General features: G+C 41.6%; 21 protein-coding genes and 1 pseudogene. 5 read left to right on the forward strand and 17 right to left on the reverse strand.

Features of this window, described 5'->3' with window-relative positions; all coding sequences use genetic code 11:
* Nucleotides 1-46: 46 nt before the first annotated feature.
* The 4 genes from A3I9_RS0108620 to A3I9_RS0108635 all read right to left on the reverse strand — a co-directional run bounded on the left by A3I9_RS0108620 (nucleotide 47) and on the right by A3I9_RS0108635 (nucleotide 2,609).
* On the reverse strand, nucleotides 47-790 hold the full coding sequence (locus A3I9_RS0108620) for a class I SAM-dependent DNA methyltransferase (RefSeq protein WP_018378644.1): 744 nt from the start codon (nucleotides 788-790) through the stop codon (nucleotides 47-49).
* A 231-nt stretch (nucleotides 791-1,021) separates the two neighbouring features.
* Entirely contained in the window at nucleotides 1,022-1,375 is a 354-nt protein-coding gene (rsfS, locus tag A3I9_RS0108625) for a ribosome silencing factor (protein WP_018378645.1), read from the reverse strand.
* 14 nt (nucleotides 1,376-1,389) lie between these two features.
* Nucleotides 1,390-1,980, reverse strand: a complete 591-nt coding sequence (gene yqeK, locus A3I9_RS0108630; protein ID WP_018378646.1) for a bis(5'-nucleosyl)-tetraphosphatase (symmetrical) YqeK — start codon at nucleotides 1,978-1,980, stop codon at nucleotides 1,390-1,392.
* Nucleotides 1,977-2,609 (reverse strand): nicotinate-nucleotide adenylyltransferase, encoded by a 633-nt coding sequence (locus A3I9_RS0108635; RefSeq protein WP_018378647.1) that lies wholly within the window; start codon nucleotides 2,607-2,609, stop codon nucleotides 1,977-1,979. Before A3I9_RS0108635 ends, yqeK begins: the two co-directional genes overlap by 4 nt.
* Nucleotides 2,610-2,862: 253 nt before the next feature.
* Between A3I9_RS0108635 and A3I9_RS0108640 the strand changes: the two genes are divergently transcribed.
* The 4 genes and pseudogenes from A3I9_RS0108640 to add form a co-directional block, all read left to right on the forward strand.
* Nucleotides 2,863-3,336: a DUF2975 domain-containing protein gene (locus tag A3I9_RS0108640; protein WP_018378648.1), complete on the forward strand. Its 474-nt coding sequence runs from the start codon at nucleotides 2,863-2,865 to the stop codon at nucleotides 3,334-3,336.
* A gap of 10 nt (nucleotides 3,337-3,346) precedes the next feature.
* Nucleotides 3,347-3,571, forward strand: a complete 225-nt coding sequence (locus tag A3I9_RS0108645; protein WP_018378649.1) for a helix-turn-helix domain-containing protein — start codon at nucleotides 3,347-3,349, stop codon at nucleotides 3,569-3,571.
* Nucleotides 3,546-4,970, forward strand: a complete 1,425-nt coding sequence (locus A3I9_RS0108650; RefSeq protein WP_018378650.1) for a DUF4153 domain-containing protein — start codon at nucleotides 3,546-3,548, stop codon at nucleotides 4,968-4,970. Before A3I9_RS0108645 ends, A3I9_RS0108650 begins: the two co-directional genes overlap by 26 nt.
* Nucleotides 4,971-5,144: 174 nt before the next feature.
* Nucleotides 5,145-6,146, forward strand: a pseudogene (gene add / locus A3I9_RS12745) (adenosine deaminase); the annotation flags it as partial.
* Nucleotides 6,147-6,209: 63 nt separating this feature from the next.
* Here the strand turns inward: add and yhbY are convergent.
* From yhbY to A3I9_RS0108695, 8 genes are all read right to left on the reverse strand, one after another.
* The gene (yhbY, locus tag A3I9_RS0108660) at nucleotides 6,210-6,521 is read right to left on the reverse strand and encodes a ribosome assembly RNA-binding protein YhbY (RefSeq protein WP_018378652.1); all 312 of its coding nucleotides are present in this window, start codon (nucleotides 6,519-6,521) and stop codon (nucleotides 6,210-6,212) included.
* A 27-nt stretch (nucleotides 6,522-6,548) separates the two neighbouring features.
* Nucleotides 6,549-6,968 (reverse strand): DUF5301 domain-containing protein, encoded by a 420-nt coding sequence (locus tag A3I9_RS0108665; protein ID WP_018378653.1) that lies wholly within the window; start codon nucleotides 6,966-6,968, stop codon nucleotides 6,549-6,551.
* A gap of 52 nt (nucleotides 6,969-7,020) precedes the next feature.
* Nucleotides 7,021-8,127, reverse strand: a complete 1,107-nt coding sequence (yqeH, locus tag A3I9_RS0108670) for a ribosome biogenesis GTPase YqeH (protein ID WP_018378654.1) — start codon at nucleotides 8,125-8,127, stop codon at nucleotides 7,021-7,023.
* A complete protein-coding gene (locus tag A3I9_RS0108675; RefSeq protein WP_018378655.1) occupies nucleotides 8,128-8,655 on the reverse strand; it encodes a YqeG family HAD IIIA-type phosphatase in 528 nt (175 codons plus the stop codon).
* Between the two features lie 226 nt (nucleotides 8,656-8,881).
* Nucleotides 8,882-9,577 (reverse strand): hypothetical protein, encoded by a 696-nt coding sequence (locus A3I9_RS0108680; protein WP_018378656.1) that lies wholly within the window; start codon nucleotides 9,575-9,577, stop codon nucleotides 8,882-8,884.
* 222 nt (nucleotides 9,578-9,799) lie between these two features.
* On the reverse strand, nucleotides 9,800-10,714 hold the full coding sequence (locus A3I9_RS0108685) for a DMT family transporter (RefSeq protein ID WP_026217408.1): 915 nt from the start codon (nucleotides 10,712-10,714) through the stop codon (nucleotides 9,800-9,802).
* A gap of 69 nt (nucleotides 10,715-10,783) precedes the next feature.
* Nucleotides 10,784-12,259, reverse strand: a complete 1,476-nt coding sequence (gene galT / locus A3I9_RS0108690; RefSeq protein WP_018378658.1) for a UDP-glucose--hexose-1-phosphate uridylyltransferase — start codon at nucleotides 12,257-12,259, stop codon at nucleotides 10,784-10,786.
* Between the two features lie 36 nt (nucleotides 12,260-12,295).
* Complete coding sequence (locus A3I9_RS0108695; protein WP_018378659.1) at nucleotides 12,296-13,468, reverse strand: galactokinase; 1,173 nt, start codon at nucleotides 13,466-13,468, stop codon at nucleotides 12,296-12,298.
* A 134-nt stretch (nucleotides 13,469-13,602) separates the two neighbouring features.
* Here A3I9_RS0108695 and A3I9_RS0108700 point away from each other — a divergent pair, with 134 nt between their 5' ends.
* Nucleotides 13,603-14,604: a LacI family DNA-binding transcriptional regulator gene (locus tag A3I9_RS0108700; protein WP_018378660.1), complete on the forward strand. Its 1,002-nt coding sequence runs from the start codon at nucleotides 13,603-13,605 to the stop codon at nucleotides 14,602-14,604.
* A gap of 27 nt (nucleotides 14,605-14,631) precedes the next feature.
* Here the strand turns inward: A3I9_RS0108700 and A3I9_RS0108705 are convergent, their stop codons facing one another.
* The 5 genes from A3I9_RS0108705 to gatC form a co-directional block, all read right to left on the reverse strand.
* Entirely contained in the window at nucleotides 14,632-15,309 is a 678-nt protein-coding gene (locus A3I9_RS0108705) for a phosphoribosylaminoimidazolesuccinocarboxamide synthase (RefSeq protein WP_018378661.1), read from the reverse strand.
* 157 nt (nucleotides 15,310-15,466) lie between these two features.
* Nucleotides 15,467-16,582, reverse strand: a complete 1,116-nt coding sequence (locus A3I9_RS0108710) for a 5-methyltetrahydropteroyltriglutamate--homocysteine S-methyltransferase (RefSeq protein WP_018378662.1) — start codon at nucleotides 16,580-16,582, stop codon at nucleotides 15,467-15,469.
* Nucleotides 16,583-16,790: 208 nt separating this feature from the next.
* Nucleotides 16,791-18,230: an Asp-tRNA(Asn)/Glu-tRNA(Gln) amidotransferase subunit GatB gene (gatB, locus tag A3I9_RS0108715; protein WP_018378663.1), complete on the reverse strand. Its 1,440-nt coding sequence runs from the start codon at nucleotides 18,228-18,230 to the stop codon at nucleotides 16,791-16,793.
* Complete coding sequence (gatA, locus tag A3I9_RS0108720) at nucleotides 18,230-19,696, reverse strand: Asp-tRNA(Asn)/Glu-tRNA(Gln) amidotransferase subunit GatA (protein ID WP_018378664.1); 1,467 nt, start codon at nucleotides 19,694-19,696, stop codon at nucleotides 18,230-18,232. Before gatA ends, gatB begins: the two co-directional genes overlap by 1 nt.
* Nucleotides 19,696-19,998: an Asp-tRNA(Asn)/Glu-tRNA(Gln) amidotransferase subunit GatC gene (gene gatC, locus A3I9_RS0108725; RefSeq protein WP_018378665.1), complete on the reverse strand. Its 303-nt coding sequence runs from the start codon at nucleotides 19,996-19,998 to the stop codon at nucleotides 19,696-19,698. The genes gatA and gatC overlap by 1 nt, the downstream gene beginning before the upstream one ends.
* Nucleotides 19,999-20,075: the final 77 nt, after the last annotated feature.

Here is a 20,075-nt window from a genome sequence, read left to right on the forward strand (position 1 = left end):
GCAGCAAAAAAGCCCACTCTCTTGAGTGGGCTAAAATTGTATTTCCCTACTTCTGACACACAAAGAACAATCTCTTGCTGGTCTCTGTTGGTTCTTTATCTTCAAAGTCAGCGTAAACCTTGAACGATTTAAAGCCTGCTTGTTCCAAGAGGATGTCGTAGGTCAACATATCGTAAGTCCGTTCTTCATGAACCTCATCGTAACGGGTGAATCGTCCATCTTCGTCCCGAAGGAAGAAGGTTAGCTCATGTACGACAGAGTGCGGCGCTTCGTCTTCGTAAGTATCCCAAACCATGGCAAAGTCATCCGCATTTTCATGGTAGGAGTAACCTGGGAAAACCTCATCTGTCTGATGCGTCGAGTGCACATCAAAGATAAAAGTACCGCCCTCATTGAGGTGCGCGTAAACCTCTTTAAAGGTATCACCAACCTCCACCTCATCCTGCAAATAGCAGAGCGAGTCCGAGTAGCAAGTGACAAAATCAAAAGTTCCTAACTCAGACAGGTCCATCATATTGCCCTGCTGAAAAGCGATGTGCTTCTTAGCAGATGCTGCTCGTTTTTCTGCAATATTCAGCATCTCTTGGCTGAGGTCAAATCCTGTCACCTCAAAGCCTGCCTGCGCAAAACGAACTGACTGAATCCCAGTCCCGCAAGCCAATTCCAAGAGTTTTTTCTTGTCTTTTGCTTTTGGCAAATGGCGGAGCGAAAAGTCTGTCCACAAATCATAAAGTGAGTCGTCCATGATGGCATCGTAAACCGATGCAAATTTTTCGTAATTTTTTTCCATAATCTTTTTTCTTTTTTTGATTGTTGCCCTTGGTAGTGGGGCAGAAGCGACCTGCTTCGCAGTTCCATTCTTAAATCGAAAATCTACGTTTTTCTATTTCCCTCGAACCTAGCTCACAAAAGCTAGGTTCTTTTCACTACAGTGGCAACAATCGCCCATCGGGCTCACTTTCCTCGCCCGACCTTTCCATTTTATTTCTCAAAAACCTTGCCATCGGCAAGGTCTACTTTTTTATGCAAGGTACGCTGTCACATCCACCACTGGTGCTTCGTGCCAGAGTTTTTCTAAGTTGTAATGAGCACGTTCTTCTTCTGAGAAGGCATGGACAATCACATCGCCCAAATCAATCAAAATCCAACCACTATTGGCATCGCCCTCAATATGAGCAGCACGATGACCTGCTTCAAGTGCCTTTTCACGGATATTTTCCGCGATAGCATCCAACTGACGCGTATTAGTAGCATTCAAGATAACAAAGCAATCTGTCAAGCTGGTCAGCCCCTCTAAGTCAAGAGCGACAATGTCCTCTGCTCGTTTGTCATCCGCTGCACGGACAACCAGTTCTAATAATTCTTCTTTTTTCATGTACATTCCTTTATTCATTTTTTCAAATACTTCACATAAGCATTATAGGTTCCAATAGTCTGCGGATAGATGGGAATTCCCTTCTTGGCTAGATGAGCGACGGTCCGAGCCGTTTCAAAGGCAACGGCCCTGTCCAAATCTTGCCTAGCAATCGCACGCGCCTCATCTACTCCTGGAAAATCACGTCCCGGTTCAATATAGTCTGCTACATAAAGCACCTTGTCTAGCAAGGTCATCTCATCGGCTCCAATCGTATGGCGTTGAATGGCTTGGAAAATTTCTAAATCTTTCAGTCCAAACTCTTCCGCAATCAGATAAGCGCCAACCACACCATGCCAGATATTATTGCCCCAGTTTTTCAGGTCAGCATCCAGCCCTTCCTGCTCAATTTTCTCTAGAAAAACTGCATCGTCACGCTCTTTCGCATAATCATGTAAGAGAGCAGCCAAGCTAGCCTTCGTCTTGTCGCAACCATATCTCTCTGCTAATTCCAGCGAAGCTTGTTCCACACCTAACACATGCTTGAAGCGCTTCTCAGACATAGCAACTGCTACCTTTTCCAGAATTTCCTCACGAGAGAAAGCTACATAATCTTTGTAGTTCATAGGTAGAGCCCTTTTTCTTCGATATAATCTAGTACCTCATGTGGCAACATAAAGTTTGGTGTCCTACCTTGCTTGATAAAGTCGCGCACCATGCTAGAGGAAATGTCCATCAGTGGTACATCCACCCAGATAATCGGATAAGAAGTCCCAGCCTTGTAACGGGGACGTTGCACGCCAACAAACTGTACCATCTGTACCAATTCATCGATTCGATACCATTTTGGTAAATAATCCACCATATCTCCACCGATAATGAAATAGTAGTCTGTGTCAGGATTCTGCTCAATCAAGAGTTTCATAGTGTCGTAGGTATAGCTAATGCCTCGACGCTCCAGCTCAATGGTTTCAATATCCAAACCCTCAATCCCAGCAATGGCCATCTTGAGCATATTGAGCCTGTGAAATTCATCAATGGTCTCTTTCTTATCAACATGTGGTGGAGTAAATTCAGGCATGAGCAGAACTTCGTCTAATTGCAGTTGCTGACGTACCTGATCCGCCACGACCAAGTGAGCATTGTGAACAGGATTAAAATTCCCACCCAAAATTCCTACTTGTTTTCGGTCTGTTTTCTTTTCTTCTGTCTCTAACTCCACCTTGGTAAAAGGCGTTAAGAGTTCTAATGCCATGGTACTCTCTCCTCGTATCATTGTACTCTCCATTATAGCATATTTACAGGAAAAGAAAAAGTTGTCCCCCGTTTTCAGTACTTGACCAAATTCTTCAGTTAAAAGACAAGGAAAGCCATTGATTACAAAATACAGCTTCTTGTTTTATCCTTTTTCAATATATTATTATCGTTTTTTAATGTTTTTTTGTTGATTATCGATAAAAATAATGTTATCCTATCCTTACTACAAAATTAAATAACTGGAGGATTCTATGTCTCAAAAAACTATTTCACAGGAAGATATGAGTATTTTACTCACAAAATTATCATTAATTGTCCTGTTTATTGCCTCGCTTCTCCTCATGTGTACAGGAAGTTGGGTTGTTAAACTGGTAATCGCTCACCCCAGCCCATTCTTTGAAGGAGATACACGTTTTTGGGTCTTGCTTTCATTCGGATATGTGCTGGGGATTTTAGCCCTGCTTTGTATTGTGCATCTCTATCAATTAGTGGCACGAATTGGACACAATCATGTCTTTATCCCTGAGAATGTTCATAGCTTGCGACTTTTGGGATGGGAAGTAGCACTTGTTGCCGTTTTATCACTCTTTATGGGCTTGACTGCTTATCTCCCAATGTTACTGATTACCGTTGCTTGCAGCCTACTCACACTTATCATCCGCGTCATTCGTAACGCTTTTGGCAAGGCAGTAGAGCTACAAGAGCAAGTTGACTACACAATTTAAGGAGTGACCTATGATCCAAATCAATCTCGACATTATCATGGCACAAAAGCGAATCAGTGCAGGACGTTTAGCCGAACTGATTGAACTCACGCCCGCCAACCTATCTATTCTTAAAAATAACAAGGCAAAAGCCATCCGTTTTTCAACATTGAACGCACTTTGTCGTGAATTAGGTTGCCAACCCGGAGATATTCTTGAATATGTCCCAGATGAAGAAAGCAAGGAGAATAGCTGATGGAATCATTCAAGCTCAACCACTTCATGTATCCAATACGAAAATTGAAGACCACTATCGTCCCACTTTATTTGATCCATTAACAGACCATCAATTACAGTCTTTCAGACGCGCAACTATTCTGTTCTATGCAATCGCCTATCTCTACATCACTGCCTTTTTCGATGATAGCCCTCTCTACTTTTTCCCTATTGCTATCGGATTGGTAGGGTTGGTTGAGTTCCTTAGTAACCAACTGGAAATTCCCTTCCAGAAGATGAACACCATTGGGGGAAATAAGATTGAAGCCTCCCTATTTGCAATCATCACGTTAGGACAAGCACTTGTTCTTAGTATTTGGGGCTTTCATTTTCAGTTAGAAGTCTTTCAATATCTAGCCCTCCATCTTTCTTTTATTTTTTATGTATTGGCTCGAACAGGATGGCTAGTGCAGGGGCGACTCGGAATCATGGTTTGGTTTGACAGTATCCGAGGAACCATTACCCTACCCCTTCGGCATTTCTTACTCGCACTTCAGATTCTTCGCCAAAAACCAACAACAGAGGAGGACAAGTCTGATTCACCTCTCCTCACTTCCAAATTCAGACAAGTACTATTTATCCTCATTAGTTTGAGCGCTTCCTGTCTCCTAGTCCTTTTCGTCTGGAGCCAACTCAGTCAGGTATCACAAAACTTTGCAGCAGTGACCAATCATTGGGGAACAGTTATCGAACAATTTTTCGAGACATTCTTTCTTGATATCAGCTTATTGACCATTATTATAAAAGGTTTCCTAAGCTTCCCAATTGCATGGTGGCTATATGGTTTAATTACTGGCGGCCTTCTACATCAAGATAAAACAAGCCTGACCTATCAATCATTTCATCAGGCTCTCCGTCCTCTACAAATCTTTCCTCCAATCACTGCGTACATTCTAATCGGTAGTCTCTGCTTGACTTACGCCCTCTTCTTTGTCGTTGGTATCAGTGAAGTCGGTCAGATTCTTGAAACAACCAGTAAAATTTCTCCACAAGACGCCTCAACCGTTGCAGTAGCTGGTTTCTGGCAATTAGTTCGAGTGGCCCTCTTGAATTTTGGAGTGCTTGCAGCCTTTTATTTCGTCTCTAAAAGACCCTTATGGGACCAAAAAGGGACACGAATCGCCATTACAGTCCTCTTTGTCTTCACTACACTACTCGCCCTCTTAGCCAGTTGGAAGCTATTTGGACTCTATATCTTTTTCTATGGACCAACTCCCCTTCGGTTGTTATCCGGCTGGTTTATCTTAGTACTCCTTGCATGGTGCTTACTGGCCTTGGTCCGATTTTACAAACCCATCCAAGCAATCCGCTTCGGCATCTTTTATGCTCTCATAAGCTTCACTTTGTTATGTTATCTCTATCCACTCTTCATTTTGTAAACAAAAAATTCCGAATACTTTTTTTCAGCAAACCGGTGCACCAATTCTCTTCCCATTTTAAATAAAAAATAGTGAATCCTTATGGATTCTTTATGTAATTTTAATAATTTTATGTTAGGATAGAAAAACACTTCTTAAGAGGAGGATTCTATGGAACGAGATTGGTTAAAATAGTTACCAAAAACTGAATTACACTGTCATCTTGACGGTTCCCTTTCCTTGCCTACAATTCGACGCTTAGCAAAGTTAGAGGACATTGCTATTCCTGACAGTGACAACGAACTAAAAGCCTTAGTGACAGCAGCTCCAGATATTACAAGTCTAAATGAATACTTGCAAACATTTGATTTCATCCGTCCCTTGTTACAAACGCAGGAAGCATTAGCACTAGCTGCCTATGATGTTGCTAGACAAGCTGCGGAAGAAAATGTAATGTATACTGAAATACGTTTCGCACCTGAACTCTCAACAGATAAAGGGCTAAGCGTGGCAGAAGTCATCGAAGCTGTCTGCCAAGGTCTAAAACAGGCAGAAGAAGAATTTGGAATTGTCGCTAAAGCTTTGATTTGTGGCTTACGCCAACAGCCGATAGAACTTAATAAACGGATGTTTACAGAAACAAAGGCTGCCAATCAGTCTCACGTGGTCGGCATGGACTTTGCTGGAAACGAGGCTGATTTCCCAATCGAAACGGTGGCCGATGGCATCCGATGCGCCCAATCTCTAGGCTATCCGATGACCTTTCATGCTGGAGAATGTGGTTGTGTCGCCAATATTGCCCAAGCCATCGCTCTTGGTATCAAGCGTACAGGGCACACCACTGCTATCACACATCACCCAGAGGTCATCCAAAACTTTGTCGAAGCCAATACGACTGCCGAACTCTGCCTAGTCTCCAATTTCCAAACCAAAGCTATCCAAACCATCGAGGATTTCCCTTACTTAGCTCTGAAAGAGGCAGGGGCAAACATTTCCATCAATACGGATAATCGAACGGTATCTGACACCAATTTAACAAGAGAATATGGGCTCTTCGTAGACTATTTTGCAACGACTGCTGCTGAATTCCTACAACACAACCAGGACGCCATCCGAGGTTCTTTTGCTGCGGAAGAGGAAAAGGCTATACTGCTCACAAAATTAACAGAAGCCTATCAACCATTTTTAGACAACTAATTGAACCAAAAAAATCTTCCTACATTTTGTAAGAAGATTTTTTTCTATTTCTCCAAAGCAAGCTTAGATTTCTTTTACTTTTGCAGATAGTTTCCGATTTTCTTTCTTGGCAGAGACCTTAAAGAGAGTCAAGACGCGACCTGTTTTGGCAACAGATTCCACACCAATTTCTTCTTCGAGGATTTCTGCCACTTCATGGATATTTTCATCCGTATTTTGTAGCAATTTAACCTTAATCAATTCACGCGCATCCAGGGCGTTTCGAATACTGGTCTTGATTTGGTCATTGAGACCGTTCTTGCCAATCTGCACGATTGGTTTCATGGTATGCGCTTGACTGTTCAAAAACGCACGTTGTTTAGATGTTAATGTCATAATTTCTCCTTTTCTCTAATAGCAGAGCTAATAATCTAGTTTTCCAGACAACCAGTCTGACAATGAGTACTCCATCTCGTAGATGCCATCATAGGGGATTTCGAGGTAAGTTTTCTTGAAAAATCCGTCCTGATAGATATAAAACATCTTACTACTTCCATTTTTAAGAAGCAATTCTACCTGCGTTGCCATCAATTCTTTATTGGGCTGGTCATTCACACTTTTCTGACGTGTCTTGCGAGAATCCTTGGCAAAGTAGACAAAGGAGATAATCTTCTCTTCCATGTCCAACGGAATCACCGTATCATCTGGCTGAGTGACGCGAACTTCTTGGATTTCATCTATCTTGGGTACAACTGGCTGTACTTCACTTGGCCAATACCACCATATAATTGCTCCAACAATCCCGACAACCAGTAACAATAAAGCACTGACAACCTTCTTCATGAGTACACCTCCATTATATAGATAGATACCAATATGTCACCCAAATGATTGCTTAGATAATCGCCTTGCGCAGTACGACGTCCACTCCCTTTGGAGCCCAAGCCGCAATTTTCGCATTGCCATTGACCCGAATCCAGCCCAGACCAGAGAAGACGACATCTGTCTTTTCTTTGATAGTAAATTCATGACGGATCAATTCTGGGAAATCTGGCATTTCCTTTGTAGAAGGTGGTGTCAAGAGACTTCCTGCGTGTTTTTGGTAAAATTCGCTAGCGCCTGCAAGCTTTGTCCGATGGAGCTCCAAGGTATTTTCAAAGAAAGCTGTAAAGCCCTGCTTTTCCCCAGCAATGAAATCAAAACGCCCTAAACCTGCAAGAAAAAGAGTTTGCTCGGGATTGAGCTGGTAAGTTTTTGGTTTGATTTCTTTTTTGGGGCTAATATACTTGAGGTTTTTCGCAGTCAAATAATGCGCCATCTGGTGACGATGGATAATCCCCGGTGTATCAAAAATATGAGAGCCATCATCCAAGGGAATTTCAATCTTATCCAGTGTTGTCCCAGGGAAACGTGATGTCGTAATCACATCCTTATCACCTGTAACTTCTTGGATAATAGCATTGATGAGTGTTGATTTTCCGACATTGGTCACACCAACCACGTAGACATCTCGTCCCTTGCGGTACTGCTCAATTTTCTCAATCAACTCCTTGATAGCCTGTTTGTTTTGGGCAGAAGTCAAGACTACATCCACTGGACGAAGCCCTACTTCATGCGCCCGTTCGGTCAACCATTGGGTGACCTTCCCCGTTTTCACTGACTTGGGCAAAATGTCCCGCTTATTTCCGACCAAAAGAACATCATTCCCCGATACAAAGCGAGAGAGACCCGGAATGACAGAACCATTGAAATCAAAAATATCGATCACATTGACCACTAGAGCATCACTGTCCCCCACTTCATGAAGCAGTTTTTGAAACTCATCATCAGAGATATTGACGTCTGAAATTTCATTATAGTGACGCAGACGGAAACACCGTTGGCAATAGAGTTGTCCTGTTTCTAATCCCTTTTCTAAAGCCGATTGGGGAGTGAAGCCCGCCTTCATCTTGTCTGTTGTTTGAATGATTGCTCCACAGCCGATACAAAATAATTCTTCCATCTAAATTTCCTTCTTATAAGTCATTGGACCGTACTTTTCGGTGATTTTTTTCTTCATCCGACGCTCACGCCATCGATTGAACTGGGTCTGCCAAGAATCGGTCTCAATCAAAGGCTTCACCAAAATCGAGCGAATCCCTGCCCGATGAGCAGCACGGATATCCGTCATTAACTGATCCCCAATCATCACGACCTCATTTTTTTCTATTCCAAACCGCTTCATGGCGCGTTTAATTCCACGCGTAAAAGGTTTCATGGCACGAGACTCAAAGTCAATCCCAAATTTATCCACTGCCCGCTTGACTCTCTCATGATTATTATTAGAAACCACTACTACACGGATACCTGCGTCCCGCAAATCGTGGAGCCATTGTCGCATCTCCGGCGTCCCATCTGGATTGTTCCAAGCAATCAGGGTATTGTCCAAATCCACAAAGACAGCCCTAATTTTTTCGCGCTGTAAACTTTCCACCGTCACATCATAGGCCTTTTCCACCGCAAAATCCGGCATATACTGTTCAATCGTCACATCATTCTCCCAAAGATATAATCAATTCATTGTACCATATTTCTAGGAAATTAGCAGGTTTAGTCACAAAAAAGAAACTGGGATCAAATCCTAGTTTCTTTATTTTATTATGTCTCATTAAGTAAGACGTAGTAGTTGGGAGACTGGACAGCCCGAACCCTAGACTTTTGACAGATGAGAGGAAATCGAATTCTAGCGAATGACCGATTTTTCTCCCACTCTCATATTATTTTTTAGGATCAATATTCTTAAATTCTAGATCGTCCACACTAATTTGGACATCCAATTCCTGTTCAGAATTCAAATTTAATAGATTTTCCAAGGCTACCTCTGAGAATTTTGCCACTTTCTTCTGACGCTCTTTGTCGTTCATGACTTCATTACTTGTAGCATGAATAGCATCTTGACTTTTTTCTTCCAAAAACTCCATAGCTTTTTGACTTCCGGTCACAAGGTCTACTCCCTTATCAAGTATTCCACTTGACGATTTTTTGACCTTTGACTCTCCGACCTTTTGTGAATCAACATATACCAATAGTGGTTTGTTAAAGGTCAATACATTATTTTTAATAGAAATATCTTCCTTTCCCAAATCTTCCAACTCTAGTTTAAATTCTGTTTTAACTGGCATTGTTACTTCAACTTTACGGCTGACAATTAAATCTGCTATAAAGTCTGCCCATTCTGGCCAATCTTTCGTCATATCTGAATTAAATTCTTTATTAGCCTTTGTTGCAACATCTGCATCCGCCACTACTAATTGGCTCTTCTTAGGAAATCGCTTGATAACAAACTGATATTCTGCTGAAGTCGTTCCACCAAATAACTGTGATTTCCCCCAAACTCCAATACCAACTACAATTAAAACAACTACAATGACTGCTGCTATTTTATTAGCCAATGCTTTACCTAATGTTTTCATATATACCTCCAAAATCTCTACAAATATTATATATATTGTCAACCCTATTTGACAATAAACTTCCAAATGTACCTCCTTCTATCCTAGGAGTTGTAAATTTTGCGGAAAAAAGAAAACACCGCCCTCAGTCATGAGAACAGTGTTTTCAGGAGATATATGAAAAAGAATAAATCTATTGTAACGAGCCTTCCTTAAAGAAACCTTAAAATTTTTTAAAAATTTTTATTTTTTCCATTGCCTCTTCTGGCTGGCTACCAAATCGCGGATAGAAATGAGAAGAACTGCTGCAATAATCAAGACCATGCCCAAAAAGTCACTAACTGAAAAAGAAGTCCCCATCAGCACAACCGTCAACAACACACTGGCCACAGGCTCAACACTTGCCAATAAGCTCCCTTTGACTGCTCCAATCATACTAACTCCGTGCAAAAAAATGGTATAGGCAAAGACCGTCCCAATTCCCACAATTCCAAATAAGGCCAGTAGGTTCATCCCCGTCACTTCAAAAGAATATTGCCATGACTGGGTGATGACAGGAAAGAGAAACCCACCAAATAACATACTAAGACTAATCACATGCAGACTACCATATTCCTTGATTTGTTTAACTGGAATTAACAGATAGGCTGAATAAGTAAAGGCAGACAAAATTCCCCAAAATAAACCCAAGGGTGTAATCGCTAGCTCGCTTAGATTTCCATGAGTAGCCATGACAAAGGTGCCCCCTATGGCTAATACAATCGCTACAACTTCCGTCCAAGAAGGAAAGATACGATCTCGCAAACAAGTGTAGAGGAGTACCAAAATAGGGGTGACATATTGTAAAACCGTTGCTGTGCCAGCATTGGTATACTGAATGGCACTGAGGTAGGCGTATTGATTGAGGAGAAGCCCAAAAAGAGCAAATAACATCAATCTGCCCACTTCTTGTTTTGAACGTAACATACGAACCAATTTCTCTTTATCATTAACATAAGCAAGTCCTGTCAAAAAAAGACCCGCTATCAATAAGCGTAGACTTGTCAGGAGATTAACATGTAGACCATGGCTCAGCAAATACTGACCAGACACCCCTGAAATCCCCCATGAAAGTCCCGCAATCAAGGTCAACCATGTCCCTTTTGTTGTTTTTTGCATCATTCTCACTTCTATTTTTAGAATAGTACCCTATCAGTATACCAAAAAATCCCCCAAATGGAGGATTTTTTACTGAATTCCTAATTGTTGGATGAAGCGATGAAAAGCTGCTTGTCCTTCTGCTGTCCGCTTATAAACACCTGCATCTTCTAGGACACGACTAAAGACCTTCCCCACTTCGCCTTGTACAACCTGGGTTACATTTTCAACTGTAATTTTTCCATGATACTGAGATTTTAAGTCATCTGCCCATTTTTGATGGTAAGCGTCAACCGCCTCCACTTGATCAAGCAAGTACGCTTCAACTACCTTTAACTCTTCTTTCAAACGTGGTGGTAAAATCGCTAAGCCCATCACCTCAATCAAGCCTATATTTTCCTTCTTGATATGTTGCACATCTGGATGTGGATGATACAGGCCATCTGGAAAGTCCTCTGAAGTTTGATTGTCCCGCAAGACCAAATCCAATTCAAAGCGGCCCTCTTTTTTACGCGCAATCGGCGTAATCGTATGATGTGGCTGTCCGTTTGAAAAAGCACGAATCCCTACCGTTTCATCAGAATAGTCTCGCCAGACAGTGAGAACTTTAGAAGCCAATTCCACCAGACGTTGCTTATCTTCCCCACTGATCCGAATGACAGACATCGGCCATTTGACAATCCCAGCAGTCACATCTTCAAACCCTTTGACAACAAAGGAATATTCGACTGGCGCTACTTCCATCGCAAAGGTATGACGACCTCCTTGATAATGTTCATGAGTCAGGATTGAACCTCCAACAATTGGCAAATCCGCATTTGAACCTGCAAAATAACCCGGAAACTGGTCTACAATATTCAGTAAGCGCTCAAAGGTCAGCTCGCTGATTTTCATTGGCTCATGTTGCCCATAGAAGAAAATACAGTGCTCATTGAAATAAGCATATGGCGAGTACTGGAAACCCCATGTTTCGTTGTTTATCTCATAGCGGATGACGCGGTGGTTGGCACGAGCTGGATGATTGATTCGTCCTTGATAGCCCTCATTTTCCATGCAAAGCTGGCATTGTGGATAAGTAGAGGATTTTACCAATTTCGCTTGTGCAATCGCCTTGGGATCCTTCTCAGGTTTGGATAAGTTAATCGTAATCTCCAACTCTCCATATTCTGTTGGCACCTGATAATAGATATTCTTTGCGATCGCCTTTACTTTTACATAATCATTGGCCTTGCTCAAGCGATAAAAATCAGCAATCGCCTGCTCTGGTTGAATTTCATAGGTTTGCCAGAAATCCTGATTCACCTGACTAGGAGGTGGTGTGATGAAATCCATCAACTCAGCACCAACGATATCCTGCTCTTCCAATAATTCCCCACACATACCATTTTGCACAGCTAAAGCAACCAATTCATCTTTTAAATCAATAAGTTGTTCTGATCTCGTTTCAGTGTCAAGACCATCTTCTCCCACTAGGGCCATGACTCGGTTAGTCAGATAGATGCGGTCCAATTCTTCGTACTGGCTGTTGGCTATGACTTGGGTGATAAATGTTTCAAGTAATTTCATTCTATTTACATCTCTTTTTTAAACTGGAACACACCATTATTTACGAGAGAGAACGCGGCTACCGCCCGCAATTTCTGCGATATAAAAATCTGGTGCATAGCCGATTTTCTCTGTATAAATACGACCGACATTCTCGGTGAAAGAGTCTACCTTGTCCTTTTGAACAATGGCAATTCCACATCCTCCAAAACCAGCACCTGTCATCCGAGCTCCCAGTACTCCTGCTTGTTCCCAAGCGGTATGAGCAAGTGTATCTAATTCAATCCCTGTTACTTCATAATCATGTTCAAGGGAAACATGAGATGCGTTTACTAAGCGACCAAATTTTTTCAGATCGCCTGCCACCAAGGCGTCTTTAGCTTTAAGAGTCCGTTGGTTTTCAGAAACCGCATGACGAGCCCGTTTGAGACGATTGGCATCTTTAATCAGATAAGCATATTCATCAAAGGTCACTTCATCAAGTTCTCCTAAAGTTTCAATAGATAGCAAGGCATTTAATTCTGTCACAGCTGTTTCACATTCAGCGCGACGCTCATTATACTTAGAGTCAGCCAATTCTCTACGCTTATTGGTGTTCATGATAACGACGACATGGTCCCCAAGGTCCAATGGTACCAATTCATATTCTAAAGTATTAGTATCCAAATAAATAGCCTGCTTGTTCGCTCCCATACCGATAGCAAATTGATCCATAATTCCAGAATTGACACCAATAAATTCATTTTCGGTTTGCTTACCTATTTTAACCAAATCAATCCGATTCAGTTTCAATTCAAACAACTCTTCAGCTATAATCCCAATCAATAACTCCAAAGAAGCAGATGAAGACAAGCCAGAGCCATTTGGAATATTGCCAAAAACATAGACATCCATCCCTGCTTCAATCGTATGGCCTGCCTCTTGCAAGAATTTCAACACGCCTTTGGGATAATTAGTCCAATTGTCCTCTTTTTTGAAAACCAAATCTTGCAGATCCACTTCAATAATACCCAAGTGTTCAAAATTTCCTGAGTAGAATCGCAAGAGTTGGTCATCTCGTTTACGAGCTGCTCCGTAAGTTCCCAGTGTTATCGCAGCTGGAAATACATGACCACCGTTATAATCTGTATGCTCTCCAATTAGATTAATCCGTCCTGGAGAGAAGAAGGTAGCATCTGGTTCTACTCCAAAAACCTCTGTAAAAGCCTGAATCAAGTCTTTTATATCCATAAGACAAACTCCTTTGTAACCGTTTTTCTTTTATTCTAATCATTTTTTTACCTTCTGTCAATATTTTTAGTAAATTTTTAGTAAAAATGTGATATAATAAATATTATATAAACCATAAACGAAGGAGAATACCGATGGCAACTATTAAAGATATTGCAGAACTGGCTTCCGTATCCTCAGCCACCGTATCTCGTGTCCTAAAAGACGATAAAACACTAGCTGTTAGCCCTGAAACACGCGAAGCAATCTTTACAGCCGCACAACAACTTGGTTATACAAAGCATTTGAAAAAAAGTCATCTATCCGAACCTCAACCCACACTGGCTATTGTCCAGTGGTATAGCGAGGCTGAGGAATTAGATGACCTCTACTATTATTCTATCCGAATCAGTATTGAACAACGGGCCATAGAAATGGGTTACCAACTCCTGCGTTCTTTTAACGATTTGGACAACCCTCGTTTGAAAGAAGCAGATGGTATAATTGCGATTGGAAAATTTAGCCAAAAGCAAGTCCAAACACTAGCTGACCTTCAACACAATCTCATCTTTGTGGATAGCGATACGTTGGATGATGGTTTTTCCTGTGTTACGACCGATTTTAACCGATCTGTCATTCGTGTCATTGATCATTTCCTAGCACAAGGAATTACAGATATCGGTCTTATCGCAGGCGAAGAGGCAACAGCTGACCACAAAGTTTCGTTGATAGACCCTCGCTTTAGGACTTTCAAGCAGTACCTAACCGATTTGAAACTCTATCAAGCGCGCAATGTCTTTATCGGCCCCTTTACTAGCCAATCAGGCTATCAGCTGATGAAAACAGCCATTAGCGAATTAGGAGACGAATTACCTCATGCTTTTTTTGTAGCAAGTGATGCCCTAGCTGTCGGTGCCTTACGAGCTTTACAAGAAGCTCAACTCCCAATTCCAGAGCGGGTACAAATCATCTCCTTTAATGGGACATCAATTACCACACAGGTTTATCCCACTCTTTCTAGCATCACAGTATTCACAGAGGAAATGGGCATTCAGGCCGTCGAACTGCTAGACAACATGATGAAAAAAGCCGAAGATTTTCACCCCCGGATGATAAAACTAAGCACACAATTAACTTTACGTGATAGTAGCAAGTAAAAGCTAGGTTTCCCTAGCTTTTTACGATTATCCTAACAACATTTTTTCTAACTCCAATGGCAAAATATATTCTTCGCCACGATAAGCACGCATATTTCCACCCGAAATCTCATCAATAAGGGCTACTTTTCCATCAATCAAACCAAATTCAAACTTAATATCGTAGAGTTCGAGGTCTTTCTTGGTCAATTCTTCTTTGACCACATCACCGATTTTCTTAGCCAAATCAGCTAACTCTTCATAAGTCTCAGGTGACATGATTTGTAAAAGAGCGAGTGCATCCTTCGTAATAAGTGGATCACCTTTTTCATCATCTTTCAATGTCACTTCTACATACGTTGGGATGCTTGCCCCTGACTCGATGTACTCTCCATATCGGCGAATGAAAGAGCCTACCGCTCGATAACGGACAATGACTTCCACTCCCTTACCAAAAACAGTTGCTTTTTTTACCACTGCTTCATTTTTGTCCAAGTCTGCAGAAACAAAGTGAGTATTGAGCCCAAGAGTATTCAACTTCTCATAGAAGAACTTAGTCATCGCCAATGCAGCACGACCTGCCCCCTCGATTTGGAGCCCAACTTGATTTTCACCTGGATCAAAGACACCATCTTTTCCTGTCACATCATCCTTGAAATGCAACAAGACCGTCTTGTCATCTAGTTCAAATACATCTTTTGTCTTACCAGTGTAAATTTTTTGCATCCTTCTGCTCCTTTTCGAAATATTGGAATGTTTCACCAAAAAGATACCTTTATTATACACTTTTTGCCCAGAAAATCTATCATTTTACGAAAAAATAATATCTTTACCACCAATACACGAACATTAAAACCAACCCGCAGGTTGGTTTATCAGACAATTATCCCCAAACTTCATCAATCACTTCTTTGACAAGTTTTAGTTTATTCCATTGATCTTCATCTGTAATCAGATTTCCTTCAGCAGTTGAGGCGAAACCGCATTGAGTTGCAAGCCATAACTGGTCAAGTGGAACATACTGACTCGCTTCCTTAATGCGAGCAATCAACTGTTCTTTATCCTCTAATTGACCATTTTTGGTAGTCACCAAGCCAAGAACAGCCACCTTATCAGGATTTTTAAATTCTGCCAGTGGTTCAAAACCACCTGCACGTTCATTATCATACTCCAAGAAGTAGGATTTGGCATTTTCCTTGCCAAACAAAGTTTCAGCAACCTTTGTATAAGGCCCTTCAGTCAAGTGAGTTGATTGGTAATTCCCGCGACAAACGTGAGTATTAATCGTTAAATCTCCTGGCAGATTCTCAATCGCCTTATTATTGATATACAGGAAGTTATCACGAATCACCTCTTGAGGCACAGCTCCCTTAGTCATCTTCTGATGGAAGTCATCATCCATGACAATCCCCCAGCTACAGTCATCCAACTGAATGGTACGGGCACCTTCTTCGTATAGGGCAAGAATAGCCTCACGGTAAGCAACTGCCAAATCTTCCACTAACTCAGCTTGGTTTGGATAAACCTCTAAAGCCTTCTGCAGGTTGCTACCGCGTTGCAATTCAATTAAACATTGAGATGGTGAAGGAATCGTAATTTTAGCTTCCACTCCACGTTCATCAGCTAATTTTTTCAAAAATTGGAAATGCTTGATAAAAGGGTGCTTTTCCTTAGTAAACCCAATCTTTCCTATTACAAGAGCAGAATCATCATTTGTCTCCACCCCAACGAAGTGTAACCCTTCACCATAATTCAGCTTTTCAATCCCATCAAAGCCCCAGAAGAAATCCACATGCCAGTTGGCACGACGGAACTCACCATCTGTGACCTTTTCCAGACCAACAGCCACCTGTTTATCTACTAATTCTGTAATCAAACGGTCTTCAACAGCGGTCAATTCCTCTTGCGAAATGTCACCAGCAGCAAAAGCTTCACGAGCCTCTACTAATTCTTTAGGTCGCAAAAATGATCCTACGTGTTCAAAATATTTTTTCGTCATGTCATCCACCTCAATCTTTGATAGCCTTATTGTATCAAAGACAGATATAGCTGTAAAATATGAATTTTATATATAATTGAATAGTTTCAAACTATACCAAAAAACCAGTCCGAAGACTGGATTTGAATTTTTCTATGCCAAATAACTCTATTGGGCATGCTCTCTATCCTATTTCTAGGCTCGCGTTAAAATCATCCACTGGATGATTTTAATCCAACAGCTTCTGCAATTCTTGCGCTAAAAGCTGTTGAGCAACTTGCGGATTTGCTTGGCCTTTGGTAGCTTTCATAAGGAAACCGGTAAAGGCTTTGTCTGCATTTCGTTTTCCTGACTTGAAGTCTGCAACAGCCGCTTCATTGTCCGCAAAGACTTGGTGAATGATTGGGATAAGAACAGCTGGATCCGATACTTGTACAAGTCCTGCTTTTTCAACGTATTCCTTAGCTGAGCCACCATTTTTCGCCAAATGCACAAAGACTTTTTTGGCAATCTTAGATGAAATCGTACTATCTTGGATGAGACCAATCATTTCAACCAAGTTTTCTGGTGTCAAAGCAATGGTTTCAATCGTTTTTTGCTCTGCATTGAGGAATTGTGCTACCTCACCTTGTAACCAGTTGGATACTTGCTTAGCATCTCCTCCAATCGCAACCGCTTGTTCAAAGAAATCAGAAAGAGCCTTGGTTGCTGTCAATTGACCAGCATCATAGGCTGAAAGACCAAGTTTTTCAACGTATTCCGCGCGACGCTCTGCTGGGAATTTTGGTAACTCGACACGCATTTCCTCAATCCACTCATCTGAAATCTCATAAAGCGGAAGGTCTGGCTCTGGGAAGTAACGGTAATCTGCCGCACCTTCCTTGACACGCATAAGGATAGTGCTCTTATTGGCTTCGTCATAACGACGCGTTTCTTGCTGAATCACGCCACCTGAACGTAAGATTTTCGCTTGACGCTCTACCTCATATTCCAAACCTTTACGAACATTGCTAAAGGAGTTCAAGTTCTTCAACTCAGTCTTGGTACCAAATTTTTCTTGACCAAAAGGACGAAGGGAAATATTGGCATCGACACGCATGGAACCTTCTTCCATCTTGACATCTGAAATACCCGTATATTGGATAATTTCCTTCAACGCTGTCAAGTAAGCATATGCTTCTTCTGGCGAACGCATATCCGCTTCTGATACGATTTCAATCAATGGCACCCCTTGACGGTTGAGGTCAACATATGAGTATCCGTCTGTTCCGTGAGTATTTTTACCAGCATCCTCTTCAAGATGCGCACGTTCCACACGAATCTTCTTGGTTGATCCATCTTCCAAGGTAATATCAATCCAACCGTTATAACCAATTGGCTCATCAAATTGTGAAATCTGATAGTCCTTTGGATTATCTGGATAGAAATAATTTTTACGGTCAAAGTGCATGTGCTGGTGAATATCCATGTTCAAAGCTAGCGCAGCCTTGATCCCTGCATCAATAACACCCTTATTCATCACAGGAAGCACACCAGGGAAAGACCAGTCAATCACATTGGTATTGGCATTTGGTTCTTGCCCGAAATGAGCAGATGAAGGTGAGAAAATTTTAGAATTGGTATTCAATTCCACATGGACTTCTAGTCCGATAATGGTTTCAAAGTTCATTAGTTGTCACCTCCAAAAATCACTGGTTGTTGTCTGTGATAGTCTGTTGTTGCTTCAAATGCTGCTGCTGCTTGATAAATGGTTTCTTCACTGTATTTTGGTCCAATCAATTGCAAGCCAACCGGCAAACCATCCACAAAACCTGATGGAATGGAAATCCCTGGAAGCCCTGCAAGGTTAACTGGAATTGTTAGCAAATCAGCCAAATACATGGCAACTGGGTCATGGCTTTGACCATCCAAGTCATAAGCTACTGTCGGCGTTGTTGGCCCAAGAATCAAGTCATAGTCCGCAAAAACCTTTTCAAAGTCTTGGATAATCAAGGTACGAACCTGACCAGCTTTCTTGAAGTAAGCATCGTAGTAGCCAGATGACAAGGAGAAAGTTCCCAGCATAATCCGACGTTTTACTTCATCACCAAAGCCTTGACTGCGAGTGTTGACATAGATTTCTTCAAGACTTTTAGCATCTTCTGCACGGAAACCATAGCGAATGCCATCAAAGCGTTGCAAGTTTGATGAAGCTTCTGATGAAGCAATGATGTAGTAAACTGCGACACCATATTTAGAATGAGGCAGACTGACTTCTTCCACCACCGCACCTAATGATTCAAAGTGTTTGGCAGCTGCTACTATATTTTCTTTAATTTTCGGATCAATTCCCTCACCCAAATATTCTTTAGGAAGAGCAATCTTCATGCCCTTGATGTCCTGACCGATTTTTGAGGTATAGTCTGCCACACACACAGGCGCTGAGGTTGAATCCTTGCTGTCACTACTTGCAATCACATTGAGCAACTGTGCATTTTCTTTGACAGTCGGTGAAAAAGGACCAATTTGGTCAAGCGAACTACCAAAGGCAATGAGGCCAAAACGAGAAACCGTTCCATAAGTTGGTTTCAACCCAACAATACCATTAAAGGCTGCTGGCTGACGGATTGAGCCACCAGTATCCGAACCCAATGACAAACGCACTTGACCAGAGGCAACTGCTGTTGCAGAACCGCCTGATGAACCACCAGGAACCTTCGTTTGGTCCCAAGCATTTTTCGTTTTCTTGAAGTAAGATGTCTCGGTTGAACCACCCATGGCAAATTCATCCATGTTGGTCTTACCAACCACGATCATTCCATTTTGGTAGGCATTGGCAACTGCTGTCGCATCAAAAATTGGCTCATAATTGTAAAGCATTTTAGACGCTGCGGTTGTCAATATTCCCTTAGTTGAGATATTATCTTTAACTGCCAAAGGAATCCCTGACATGATATTGTCTGCATCAATTCCTTTTTCATCAATCACCTTAGCTTGAGCAAGCGCAGTTTCTTCTGAAATCGTAATAAAGGAACCAACCGCTTCTTCACGAGATTTGATGTCTTCAAGCGTTGCTTTTGTGAGTTCTGTGGCAGTGACTTCTTTTGCAACCAAGAGGTCATGCAATTCTTTAATCGTTTTATTATTAAATGACATTAAGCATCTCCTCCGTCTTCAAAGATAGCAGGTACCTTGATAAAGTTATTCGCACTTTCTGGTACATTTTTAAATAAGAGATCGCGGTCTGTTCCCGCTTCTGCCTTGTCCTCACGGACAACTGTTCTGCGGTCTGCCATAGTCGTTGTAATCGGCACACCAGTTGTATCGACTTCGTTTAACAATTCCACCATATCGACAATTTTTGTCAATGTTGTTGCAAATTCAGCTGTCTCTTCGTTTGAAAATGACAATTTCGACAACTTGGCAACATGGCGTACTTCTTCTTCAGAAATTTTCATGAGTTACCTCTTCTATTAGTCTACATAATCTTTTTCATTATACCACATTTTTAGCTATTTTTTGAGACGTAAGCCAC

The sequence above is a fragment of the Streptococcus ovis DSM 16829 genome (assembly GCF_000380125.1).
Lineage (GTDB): Bacteria > Bacillota > Bacilli > Lactobacillales > Streptococcaceae > Streptococcus > Streptococcus ovis.